At 48.0% G+C, this 11,848-nt stretch carries 11 protein-coding genes and 7 tRNA genes; 3 read left to right on the plus strand and 15 right to left on the minus strand.

All coding sequences use genetic code 11. From position 1 onward, the window contains the following. Window positions 1-21 precede the first annotated feature (21 nt). Window positions 22-849, minus strand: coding sequence for an outer membrane protein assembly factor BamD (locus tag ACOSVP_RS01690; protein WP_487345782.1), 828 nt, complete (start codon window positions 847-849; stop codon window positions 22-24). 123 nt (window positions 850-972) lie between these two features. Between ACOSVP_RS01690 and rluD the strand changes: the two genes are divergently transcribed. The 3 genes from rluD (at window position 973) to clpB (ending at window position 5,471) form a co-directional block, all read left to right on the plus strand. Continuing rightward, the gene (rluD, locus tag ACOSVP_RS01695) at window positions 973-1,950 is read left to right on the plus strand and encodes a 23S rRNA pseudouridine(1911/1915/1917) synthase RluD (RefSeq protein WP_487345783.1); all 978 of its coding nucleotides are present in this window, start codon (window positions 973-975) and stop codon (window positions 1,948-1,950) included. A gap of 73 nt (window positions 1,951-2,023) precedes the next feature. After that, window positions 2,024-2,767, plus strand: a complete 744-nt coding sequence (gene pgeF / locus ACOSVP_RS01700) for a peptidoglycan editing factor PgeF (protein ID WP_487345784.1) — start codon at window positions 2,024-2,026, stop codon at window positions 2,765-2,767. A gap of 100 nt (window positions 2,768-2,867) precedes the next feature. Next, a complete protein-coding gene (gene clpB, locus ACOSVP_RS01705) occupies window positions 2,868-5,471 on the plus strand; it encodes an ATP-dependent chaperone ClpB (RefSeq protein WP_487345785.1) in 2,604 nt (867 codons plus the stop codon). A gap of 84 nt (window positions 5,472-5,555) precedes the next feature. Here the strand turns inward: clpB and ACOSVP_RS01710 are convergent, their stop codons facing one another. The 14 genes from ACOSVP_RS01710 to lolB all read right to left on the minus strand — a co-directional run bounded on the left by ACOSVP_RS01710 (window position 5,556) and on the right by lolB (window position 11,839). Continuing rightward, a complete protein-coding gene (locus ACOSVP_RS01710; protein WP_487345786.1) occupies window positions 5,556-6,209 on the minus strand; it encodes a TIGR04219 family outer membrane beta-barrel protein in 654 nt (217 codons plus the stop codon). Between the two features lie 95 nt (window positions 6,210-6,304). After that, a tRNA-Gln gene (locus ACOSVP_RS01715) sits at window positions 6,305-6,379 on the minus strand. A 15-nt stretch (window positions 6,380-6,394) separates the two neighbouring features. Then, a tRNA-Met gene (locus tag ACOSVP_RS01720) sits at window positions 6,395-6,471 on the minus strand. A gap of 22 nt (window positions 6,472-6,493) precedes the next feature. After that, a tRNA-Gln gene (locus tag ACOSVP_RS01725) sits at window positions 6,494-6,568 on the minus strand. Between the two features lie 12 nt (window positions 6,569-6,580). Beyond that, window positions 6,581-6,657, minus strand: a tRNA-Met gene (locus tag ACOSVP_RS01730). Between the two features lie 22 nt (window positions 6,658-6,679). Further along, window positions 6,680-6,754 (minus strand) — tRNA-Gln (locus tag ACOSVP_RS01735). A gap of 13 nt (window positions 6,755-6,767) precedes the next feature. Beyond that, window positions 6,768-6,844: transfer RNA gene (locus ACOSVP_RS01740), tRNA-Met, on the minus strand. Window positions 6,845-6,857: 13 nt separating this feature from the next. Then, a tRNA-Gln gene (locus tag ACOSVP_RS01745) sits at window positions 6,858-6,932 on the minus strand. Window positions 6,933-7,036: 104 nt separating this feature from the next. Continuing rightward, the gene (ychF, locus tag ACOSVP_RS01750) at window positions 7,037-8,128 is read right to left on the minus strand and encodes a redox-regulated ATPase YchF (protein ID WP_487345787.1); all 1,092 of its coding nucleotides are present in this window, start codon (window positions 8,126-8,128) and stop codon (window positions 7,037-7,039) included. Window positions 8,129-8,152: 24 nt separating this feature from the next. After that, window positions 8,153-8,737, minus strand: a complete 585-nt coding sequence (gene pth, locus ACOSVP_RS01755; RefSeq protein WP_487345788.1) for an aminoacyl-tRNA hydrolase — start codon at window positions 8,735-8,737, stop codon at window positions 8,153-8,155. A gap of 16 nt (window positions 8,738-8,753) precedes the next feature. Then, entirely contained in the window at window positions 8,754-9,332 is a 579-nt protein-coding gene (locus ACOSVP_RS01760) for a 50S ribosomal protein L25/general stress protein Ctc (protein WP_487345789.1), read from the minus strand. A 67-nt stretch (window positions 9,333-9,399) separates the two neighbouring features. Further along, window positions 9,400-10,347: a ribose-phosphate diphosphokinase gene (locus tag ACOSVP_RS01765; protein WP_487345790.1), complete on the minus strand. Its 948-nt coding sequence runs from the start codon at window positions 10,345-10,347 to the stop codon at window positions 9,400-9,402. A 56-nt stretch (window positions 10,348-10,403) separates the two neighbouring features. After that, a complete protein-coding gene (gene ispE / locus ACOSVP_RS01770; RefSeq protein WP_487345791.1) occupies window positions 10,404-11,264 on the minus strand; it encodes a 4-(cytidine 5'-diphospho)-2-C-methyl-D-erythritol kinase in 861 nt (286 codons plus the stop codon). Beyond that, entirely contained in the window at window positions 11,261-11,839 is a 579-nt protein-coding gene (gene lolB / locus ACOSVP_RS01775; RefSeq protein ID WP_487345792.1) for a lipoprotein insertase outer membrane protein LolB, read from the minus strand. Before lolB ends, ispE begins: the two co-directional genes overlap by 4 nt. Window positions 11,840-11,848 lie beyond the last annotated feature (9 nt).

Below are 11,848 nucleotides of genomic sequence, written 5' to 3' on the forward strand. Positions count from 1 at the left end.
ATTTCGCTGACTGAGGCCTTATCAGTTGATAAGACCTAGGCTCACCCAGTACAGCAGATCTGGATCGGCTTCACGTGGCAGTTCAAAAGGGATGAACTTTTTGTCTTTGTCCAAGAATTTACTGTTAGGGAAGCTGTTGGCTAGTACTGATAGATTCAATTTCGCCTCGTCATACAGACCTAAATCCATATAGGCTTGGATGGTGATCGCCAAGGCTTCTTCTACCGCTGGGGTAGATGGGTAGCCCTGTACCACCTCTTGGCCACGACGTAACGCTGACAAAGGGGCTTTACGTTTAAAGTAGTAGTGGGCAATGTTTACTTCATGTTCAGCAATAAGGTTACGTAGGTAAGTCATACGCGCCTTCGCATCCGGAGCAAATTGGCTGTCAGGGAAGCGGCGTAAGAAGTCAGCAAATTCTGCAAAAGCTTTGTCGAATTCAGTGGTATCGCGCTCTGCAGCATTCAGATCTAGGTAACGACCTAAGAAGGTTTCTGCGCCACGGTAAGTCGCTAAGCCACGCATGTAGTAGGCATAGTCGATGCTGCTTTGATCTGGGTAGTTTTTAATGAAGCGATCCGCTGTAGCATGGGCGGCAGCATAGTTGCCTGCTTCGTATTGCGCATAGATCAAATCTAGACGCGCTGGAATGGTGTACTCGCCGAATGGATAGCGGGTTTCGAGCTCTTTTAGCTGCTCAGCTGCGGTCGTTGGTAGACTGTTGTCCAACGCTTCTTGAGCTATGCGAAAATATTCTTTTTCCGGTAGGTCAGGTTCTACGGTTGGTTGGTTGCTTGAACAGGCTGTCAAAGCGGTGTAAAAGCCTGCAATTGTCAGAAATCGTGACAATGTCTTATTAAATCCCATGTATAATACAACCCTAGTAAACGAGGCATAGCATTTTAACACTGCTATGCGGTTGGCATATTTCGCGTCGCGATGACGCAGCATCGAGCATAGAAAGTTTATTGTATGGCAGAGCGCATAGTAAAAGAAGCCCAAGTTTCATTGGATTTCTCTGGTCAGCGATTTGATCAAATTGCTACCGAATTATTTTCAGATTATTCACGTTCTCGAATCCAGAGTTGGATCAAAGAGGGCGTGTTGCTGGTAGATGGCAAACAAACCAAACCGAAAGAAAAACTCTTTGGTGGTGAGAAAATCACATTAGACGTGGAATTGGAAGAGCAGGCGGTACACGACGCTCAGGAAATCCCGTTAAACATTGTCTATGAAGACGATGATATTTTGGTAATCAACAAGCCTGCTGGTTTAGTAGTGCACCCTGCAGCAGGTCACAGCGATGGCACCTTGCTAAACGCGATTTTGCATCATGCACCAGAGACAGGTACGGTGCCGCGAGCAGGTATCGTGCATCGTCTGGATAAAGAGACTACGGGTCTAATGGTGGTGGCGAAGACATTGCAGGCGCAAACAGACTTGGTAGCACAGCTGCAAGAGCGCAGTATGGGGCGTGAGTACGAGGCCATTGCCATCGGTGCCATGACCGGTGGTGGCGTGGTAGACGAGCCAATTGGTCGCCATCCGCATAACCGTCAGAAGATGGCGGTTGAGCCGATTCACGGTAAAGAGGCGATTACTCATTACCGTTTGATCAAGCGCTACAACAACCACACTCATATTCGCTTGAAGCTGGAAACTGGTCGTACGCACCAGATTCGTGTGCACATGGCGCATATTCAGTACCCACTGGTGGGCGATCCGCAATATGCTGGCCGCTTAAAAATGCCTAAGGGGTGTTCTCCTGAGTTGCAAGACGCGCTGCGTGGCTTCCGTCGTCAGGCACTGCATGCGAAAAAGCTTGAGCTGTCGCACCCTGTAACGGGCGAGTGGATGGAATGGGAAGTGGATCTTCCTGAAGATATGTTGGCCTTAATTGAAGTGTTGGAAGCCGATTTGAAAAACGGCGGACAGAACCAATATATGTAATGTGATCAAATTAAAAAAGGCAGCGCTAAGCTGCCTTTTTCTTAGCTGAACTTTTTAGATGGACGTATGCAGTATGGCAACAGCAGAGCAACTGATTATTCCCGATTGGCCAGTACCTAAGCAGATTAAGGCGTGTGTCAGCACGCGCTTAGGCGGTGTCAGCGAGGCGCCTTATCAAGGGCTCAACCTAGGGGCGCATGTGGGGGATTTGATCGAGCGTGTGCAGGCGAATCGAGCTGAGTTACAACACTTGGCTGGTTTTTCGGGTGAGATTCAGTGGTTAAATCAGGTGCACTCAAATATTGCTCTTGAACTGCCGACGGCGTTAGCCGATCGAACTGCCGATGCTTCTTATACCCATCAGGCGAATAAGGTGTGTGCGGTATTAACTGCAGATTGCTTGCCTGCGATTTTCACAGACAAAAAGGGCACTCAAGTAGCGGCCGCTCATGCGGGTTGGCGTGGCCTGTGTGATGGGGTGCTAGAAGAAACGCTGAAAACCTTTCCTAACCCTGCTGAGGTCTTGGTATGGCTCGGCCCTGCGATAGGTCCTGACGCCTTTGAAGTGGGCCCTGAAGTGCGTCAAGCCTTTATGGCGGTCGATGCTCAAGCGGAGCTAGCGTTTAAGCCGTCTCATAATGAAGGCAAATGGTTAGGCAATTTGTATCAGTTGGCCAAGCAACGTTTGGCGTTGCTTGGCTGTGAGCAGGTTTATGGTGGCGATTTCTGTACCTTTACCGATCAAGAGCGCTTTTACTCCTATCGTCGAGATGGTGTAACGGGGCGTATGGCGACCTTAATATGGATAGAAGAATGATGGGTGTCAAAAAAATGACGGTCAGCCATTGAAATGCAGAATAGAGCTCCTATAAAGCATGTAGAAGCTCAATTTTGTTATCGATTCATCGGAGGTCATTATGCGAATTGATCGATTAACCAGTAAATTACAAATTGCTCTGTCAGATGCTCAATCCGTAGCGCTAGGGCAAGATCATAACTATATCGAAGCGGTGCATGTGTTGATGGCTTTGCTGGATCAGCAAGGTGGCGGTGTGCGCCCAATTTTACAGCAGGCAGGGGTACAGGTAACCAAGTTCCGTGAGGAGCTGAATGGGATTTTGGATCGTATGCCAAAAGTGAGTCATCACGACGGCAACGTACAGATGTCGCCAGAGTTAGGGCGTCTACTCAACCTTGCTGATAAAGAAGCGCAGAAGCGTAAAGACCAATACATCTCCTCTGAATTGTTATTGCTTGCCATGTTTGATGGCAAAGATGACGTTGCCAAGGCGCTTAAGGCAACGGGGGTTACCAAAGCTGACATTGCTACAGTGATTGATTCTGTGCGTGGTGGTGATGCGGTGAATGACCCGAACGCAGAAGAGAATCGCCAGTCATTGGATAAGTTTACTGTCGATCTAACCGCTCGTGCTGCTGAGGGGCGTTTGGACCCAGTCATCGGTCGTGACGATGAAATCCGCCGTACCATTCAAGTATTGCAGCGTCGCCGCAAAAATAACCCAGTGCTGATTGGTGAGCCAGGTGTCGGTAAGACCGCTATTGTCGAAGGCTTGGCGCAACGTATTATCAATGGCGAGGTGCCTGAAGGTCTAAAGAATAAGCGAGTGCTGTCTTTAGACATGGGGGCCTTGATTGCCGGTGCCAAATACCGTGGTGAGTTTGAAGAGCGCTTAAAAGGTGTGTTGAATGAGTTGGCCAAACAAGAAGGCCAAATCATTCTGTTTATCGATGAGATCCATACCATGGTGGGCGCAGGTAAATCTGAAGGCTCTATGGATGCGGGTAATATGCTAAAGCCTGCTCTGGCGCGTGGTGAATTACACTGTGTTGGCGCAACGACTTTGGATGAATATCGTCAGTACATTGAAAAAGATGCGGCGTTAGAGCGTCGTTTCCAAAAAGTCTTGGTGGAAGAGCCGAATGTATTGGATTCGATTGCCATCTTGCGTGGTCTGAAAGAGCGCTACGAAGTCCACCACGGTGTTGATATTACCGACTCGGCTATCATCGCTGCAGCTAAGTTATCCCAGCGTTACATTACCGATCGTCAGTTACCAGACAAAGCGATTGACTTGATTGATGAAGCGGCCAGCCGTATCCGTATGGAGATGGACTCAAAACCTGAGGAAATGGACCGTTTAGAGCGTCGTCTGATTCAATTTAAGATTGAGCAAGAGGCGTTGAAAAAAGAGAAAGACAAAGCCTCTAAGCAGCGTCTAGAAGAACTCGAAAGCGAAATCGAAGTATTGCAGAAGCAATTTTCTGATCTAGAAGAAATTTGGAATGCAGAGAAGGCTGCGGTTCAGGGTGCTCAGAAATTGAAAGAGGATCTTGAAGGGGTGCGTCATGAGATGGAAGAGGCACGCCGTCAAGGTAACTTGGCGAAGATGTCTGAGCTGCAATATGGTGTGATCCCAATGTTGGAAGCAGAAATTGAAAAAGCGGCTCAGGCAGAGGAAAGTGAAGCGCAAACGCAGCTGCTTAAGAACCGTGTCACCGAAGAAGAGATCGCGACTGTGGTGTCTCGTTGGACAGGGATTCCGGTGGACAAAATGCTTGAAGGTGAGCGCGATAAATTGTTGCGCATGGAAGATGCCTTGCATGAATCTGTGATTGGCCAAGACGAAGCGGTAACAGCAGTCTCCAATGCAGTCCGTCGCTCGCGTTCAGGTTTGGCGGATCCTAATCGTCCAAACGGTTCCTTCCTATTCTTAGGTCCAACCGGTGTGGGTAAAACTGAGTTGTGTAAGTCTTTGGCTAAGTTCTTGTTTGATACTGAACAAGCCATGGTACGCGTCGACATGTCTGAGTTTATGGAGAAGCACTCTGTGGCGCGTTTGATTGGTGCGCCACCAGGCTATGTGGGCTATGAAGAGGGTGGCTACCTAACTGAGGCTGTTCGTCGTCGCCCTTACTCGGTATTGCTGCTAGATGAGGTTGAGAAGGCTCATCCTGATGTGTTTAACATCTTGTTGCAGGTGCTTGATGATGGCCGTCTAACGGATGGTCAAGGCCGAACAGTAGACTTCCGTAATACCGTGGTAGTGATGACCTCGAACTTGGGTTCGGACATGATTCAAGAGTACCGCAGTAACGATGAGTACGAGGCGATTAAGAGTAAGGTGATGGAAGTGGTGGGCATGCATTTCCGCCCAGAGTTTATCAACCGTATTGACGAAACAGTGGTGTTCCATCCATTGCTACAATCTCAAATCAAAGGCATTGCTAAGATCCAGTTGGCGCATCTCAATGAGCGTTTGGCTGAGATGGGCATGTCGATGAATTTAAGTGAAGCGGCGATGGCGCGCTTAGCAGAGGTGGGTTACGACCCTGTCTACGGTGCGCGTCCATTGAAACGTGCGATTCAGAAGTGGATTGAAAACCCATTAGCGAATGAATTGCTGGGCGGTAAGTTTGTTGCAGGAGACCTGATTAAGGTGGACGTCAACGAACAAGGCATGACCTTTGAGGCGCTAGCCGAAACACAGCAAGCCTCTTAATCAGTTCACTTATGACAAACTAAAAAGCCAGCTAATCAGCTGGCTTTTTTTATGGTTCACTTTTTATTGCTAAAGAATGGCTGATTAGAAGTCAGCAAATACACCGACAAAGAAGCCGTCAAACTCTAGCTCAGAGTCGATGCTGCCTTCGTCAATGTCGAAGTTGGCATTGCGGTAACCGCCTTCAACGCCCACCACAAACGGTGATTGGTATTTAATTTTGAAGGTCGTATCGGTAATGCTTGAGTCACCCGCAGAGATGGCTTTGATTTCGCCGCCGAACTGAATTGGTAGCGTTGGAATCTTGAAGTAAGCAGATACGTAACCTGTTGGTAATACGACGCTTTCAGAGTCTGTAGAGCCGCCTACACGTGCGTCTAGATCAAGATCGCGAATCGAGATACCCAAGTCTAGGTCAAGCCAAGCTAGGCCATCTAGTAGTTCGTAGTAAAGTGTGTAATCCGTGCTTTCAATTTTCATGTCCACATCAGAGCTGTAGCCTTCCAATGTAGAGTGCTGCAGGCGCACGTTTGGAATCAGTGGTACTGGGTGTTCAAAGGCAATGCCGTAGTAAGTATTGTCTTCGCCATTGAAGTCAACGTTTGCTGTTTGGTTGTCTAGGCGACCATCGAATGATGCGTCAGGAGAAAATTGACCAATTTCAGCGGTTACGCCAAGTACGTCTGCTTGGGCAACGCCAGCAAGAAGTAGAGTTGAGGCAATCAAAGCTTTCTTCATGAAAGGAATCCCTATATTGATTTTGATTTTCACGGATTATAACTAAGCGTGGAGTAAAATCTAACAGAAGAGGGAAGAAAGTAGAGAGTTTTTGATGGCTGGGGTAGCTGGATTCGAACCAACGCATGACGGGATCAAAACCCGTTGCCTTACCGCTTGGCGATACCCCAACGAATCAAAAAGGGTGGTGGCTATGACTAGATTCGAACTAGTGACCCCATCATTATGAGTGATGTGCTCTAACCAACTGAGCTACATAGCCTTAAGCTTGATTGTATTTTTAATGGCTGGGGTAGCTGGATTCGAACCAACGCATGACGGGATCAAAACCCGTTGCCTTACCGCTTGGCGATACCCCAATTCATCAAAATTGGTGGCTATGACTAGATTCGAACTAGTGACCCCATCATTATGAGTGATGTGCTCTAACCAACTGAGCTACATAGCCTTAAGCTTGATTGTATTTTTAATGGCTGGGGTAGCTGGATTCGAACCAACGCATGACGGGATCAAAACCCGTTGCCTTACCGCTTGGCGATACCCCAATTCATTAAAAATTGGTGGCTATGACTAGATTCGAACTAGTGACCCCATCATTATGAGTGATGTGCTCTAACCAACTGAGCTACATAGCCTTTTGCAAGAGAGTGGCTGGGGTAGCTGGATTCGAACCAACGCATGACGGGATCAAAACCCGTTGCCTTACCGCTTGGCGATACCCCAATAATCTCGCAACACAGACAATTTGAAATGTTTCGTTCAGAACGTCTGTGGCGCGATATTATTCATATAACCCATTCATGGGTCAAGGATTTTTTCTAAAAAGTTTAAACATTAAAGCGGAAGTGCATTACATCGCCATCTTTGACAATGTACTCTTTGCCTTCTAGACGCCATTTACCTGCATCCTTAGCACCACTCTCGCCTTTGTACTGAATGAAGTCGTTGTAGGCGACTACTTCTGCACGGATAAAGCCTTTCTCGAAGTCGGTGTGGATCACTCCAGCCGCTTGTGGAGCTGTTGCGCCTTGTTTCACTGTCCAAGCTCGAACTTCTTTTACGCCCGCAGTGAAGTAAGTTTGTAGACCTAGTAGCTCGTAGCCGGCGCGGATTACACGGTCAAGGCCTGGCTCTTCCATCCCCATCTCGTCTAGGAAATCTTTCATTTCCTCTGCATCTAGCTCAGAAATTTCAGCTTCCAGCTGGTTACAGATTGGTACCACCATGGCACCTTCTGCTTCAGCGATTTCACGCACCACATCTAGATGAGGGTTGTTTTCAAAGCCATCTTCCGCCACGTTGGCGATGTACATGGTTGGCTTAGTCGTTAGCAGGTGAAGCAGTTTAACGGCTTTCTTTTCATCGTCAGAAAGATTCATTGAGCGAACGGGTTGACCGTCTTCTAGGTGAGATTTAACGCGCTCTAGGAAGTCTTTGTGTGCAATCGCTTCTTTGTTGCCGCTCTTAGCGTTTTTCGCAGTACGTAGGATTTGCTTCTCAACCGATTCGATGTCTGCAAAGATCAGTTCAAGATTGATTACTTCGATGTCTGCTTTCGGGTTAACTTGGTTTGCCACGTGAATCACGTTGTCATCTTCAAAGCAGCGTACCACGTGGGCAATGGCATCGGTTTCTCGAATGTTGGCTAGGAATTTGTTACCTAGACCTTCACCTTTAGATGCACCCTCTACTAGACCGGCGATGTCTACGAACTCCATAGTGGTGGCAAGAATACGCTCAGGCTTTACGATTTCAGCCAGAGCGTCTAGACGTGGGTCAGGCATGGCAACCACACCAGCGTTTGGCTCAATGGTACAGAAAGGGAAGTTTTCAGCGCCGATACCGGCTTTGGTTAGCGCGTTGAACAGAGTTGATTTGCCGACGTTTGGTAAGCCGACGATACCGCAATTAAAGCCCATAAAGATTTCCTAAAGCTGGTAGTTTTATGCTTTGAAACTATGAAGATGGTTCATGACACTATTCCAATTGTCCGCGACAATGTCTTGGTAATAGCGTAACGATTCATCAATGGTTTGTTCGATTTTTTGGTATTCATCGCTTGGGGCTTTCTTTAATACGTAGCTTGCCACTTGGCTCGCGTGCCCTGGATGACCAATACCGATGCGTACACGACCGAAATCACGGTTGTTGCCGAGTTTGCTGATGATATCTTTTAGACCATTATGGCCACCATGACCGCCGCCTTTTTTCAGCTTAACGGTACCTGGTGCTATATCCAGCTCATCGTGAACGACAAGAACTTCTTGGGGAGAGATTTTGTAGAACTGGCAAACCGCTTGCACGGCCTTGCCACTTAAATTCATATAGGTCGTAGGAATTAGCAGATAGCATTCCTGCCCACCTATAAAAACTTTTCCGAATTCGCCGAAAAACTTCTTTTCCGAGCGAAGAGAACACTGGCTCATACGAGCCAGTGCTTCTATCCATTGTGCGCCAGCATTGTGGCGGGTATCTTCATATTCAGAACCTGGGTTACCCAAGCCAACGAGTAATCTAAAACCTGCCACAGACTTGCCTCAATGATTAACGCTTAGCTTTACCGATACGAGCGATAGGTTGGTTGTGGTCTTCGCCTTTAAGAAGAGCAACCAATTCTACGCCTTCAGGTAGTTGAGCGTCAGAAAGGTGGAAGATTTCGCCTAGTTGGCCGTTGATTACGTCAACGATCAAAGAAGCTGGTAGGTTCTGTGGTAGGCAGCGAACTTCAGCAAGTTTCGCTTCTACTTGTAGACGACCACCTTGGTTTTTCACACCGTCAGCTTTAGCAGCGTTAACGAATTCTAGAGGAACACGTGTAACAAGTTTCGCTGCAGAATCAACGCGTTGTAGGTCGATGTGCATAACATCGCCAGACGCTGGGTGACGCTGTAGAGACTTAACGATTACTTCTTGCTCTGCGCCATCAACCGCTACTTTAACTACGCTAGTTAGGAAAGCAGTGCTTTCAACAGCTTTCGCTACTTCGTTGTTTTTGAACGTTACAGAAACTGCATCAGCGTTGCCACCGTAGATTACAGCAGGAACAAGACCAGCGTTACGAAGGCGGCGGCTCGCACCTTTACCTTCTTCGTTACGTACAGAAGCGTTTAGTACTTGAGACATTTTGAATATCCTAAATTAAGTTAAGTTTGCCCAGAACTGCGACCCGTTCCGAGCGTAAATGTTTGGCTTAGGCCCCAAACATGGCACTGATTGACTCTTCGTTGCATACGCGACGAACAGCCTCTGCCATAATGTCAGACATTGACAATTGGCGGATTTGTGGGCAGTTCTGTGCTGCTTGAGACAACGGAATGGTATCCGTTACCACAAGTTCATCTAGTACAGAATTGCTGATGTTCTCAATGGCTTTGCCAGACAATACTGGGTGAGTACAGTAAGCCAAAACTTTAGATGCACCGTGTTCTTTCAGTGCTTTTGCCGCCGCACACAAAGTGCCGCCAGTGTCACACATGTCATCGACTAGGACACAAGTCTTGCCAGCAACGTCACCGATCAAGTGCATGATCTGAGCTTCGTTGGCACGTGGACGACGTTTATCGATGATCGCCAAGTCAGCATCATCAAGTAGTTTTGCGAAGGCACGAGCACGTACCACACCGCCAACGTCTGGTGATACAACGGTGATGTTCTCATGGCCTTGGCGTTGTAGATCGTCTAGCAACAATGGTGTGGCATAAACGTTATCTACTGGAATATCAAAGAAACCTTGGATTTGGTCAGCGTGTAGGTCGACCGTCAATACACGGTTAATGCCTACCGCAGAAATCATATCCGCTACCACTTTGGCAGTGATTGGCACACGCGCTGAACGTACGCGACGATCTTGGCGCGCGTAACCAAAGTAAGGGATTACAGCTGTTACACGGGTAGCCGACGCACGACGCAGCGCATCAGCCATTACAATCAGTTCCATCAAGTTATCGTTACTTGGAGCACAGGTAGATTGGATAATGAAAACGTCCTTACCACGTACGTTTTCGTTGATCTCTACTGTGATCTCACCGTCGCTGAATTTTCCAACCGTCGCGTTGCCGATCGGAAGACCTAGACGGCGAACGACCCTGCGAGCGAGTTCAGGGTTGGCATTACCGGTAAAAACCATCAACTTGGACACTGTGTATACCCTTTGTATTTGTAGCGATGAAAAATAGACTGGCGTTTTATTCAGCATCAAGTATGCTGAGATGCAATCCACTGGTTCAGTACGTCATGAGTGGGAGAGGTGTTACAACCACGACAAACAAAGGTTTGCCACTGCTCTGGTGCAGATGCTCTCACTCGCTCTGCGTCATCAATTGACTCACATGCCAAAAACAAACACGCGCCCGTGCCCGTTAGCTTAGCGTCGCCAAATTGCGATAGCCAAAGAAACGCTTCATCCACCTCTGGATAAAGTCTTTTAACGACTTCGAGGCAATCGTTATGCCCCTCCAGTTTCAAGGCGTGCGATATTCTGATCGCAGGGGTGTCTCTTGTCAAATATTTATCGGTAAAAATTTGAACAGTTGGCACCTCGCAGTTGGGCTTCAAAAGCAGGTAATACGGGGTGTCTGGCTCTGTTTGGGTGAGTTTTTCACCGATTCCTTCAGCGTAAGCTGAGTGACCAAAAACGAAGATAGGAACGTCGGCGCCCAGCTGTTTACCGAGTTGCGCTAACTCTTCTAAAGGCAGTTGGCATTGCCAAAGCTGATTTAATGCCAGCAAGGTGGTCGCCGCATTACTGCTACCACCGCCAATACCACCACCCATTGGCAGTATTTTAGTGAGTGAAATAGCGACGCCCTGATAAGTCGCCTTGTAAGGCTCCAAAATACGTGCGGCTTTGACAATAAGGTTGTCTTCGTGAGCCACCCCTTGGATCTCAGGGGTCAGGGTGATGTCTGGGTTTTCGGTCAGGGTAAAACTCAGTTCATCGCATACATCAATAAATTGAAACAGTGTTTGCAGTTCATGGTAGCCATCCTCGCGACGTCCCGTGATGTGCAAAAACAGATTGAGTTTAGCGGGTGAGGGTAAGGTTAATACGGTCATTGTACTGCCCAATCTGTAATGATCAGATTAACGCGATAGGGAGTATGAGTAACCTGCAAACGTTGTGGTAACTTCAAACCATCCAGATCGGTAAACTCACGATAAGAGACCGTCCAGCCATCTTGAGTGATTTGTTCAGGAGTGCCGTCTTGCTGATAGGCGATTTCTGCAGCTGAATTGGGGGATGCCAAACCACGAATCCAGTATTGCACGTTGTTGACGGGGAAATGCCAGCCTAATTCGTGATACAGCAGGGCCTCTGCGCTTGGGCCAGTGAGATCCTTGTCGTCATAGGTTAAGCGAGCTTGTTGTCCCGGTGTACCTTCAAGGCGTGTCGCGCCCTGACCAAAAGGGCCATAAATATTCAGTTCATAGTGTTCAGGGTTCTGTTGCCAATTAAAGTTGCCGGAAATGGCGTCTTTTTCGGTGCGAATGCCAACACGGCCTTCGGTTTGCCAGGCATTGATGTCTTCAACACGTTCTGGTGTTGGGCCCTTTGGAGTGGTTGGAGCAAGGCTACAGCCCGCAAGAAGCGCTGCAGCAAGAGAGCCTATCAGTAAATGCTTTATGTTCATGGGTAATCC

The organism is Marinomonas sp. HM11-D, assembly GCF_057626615.1.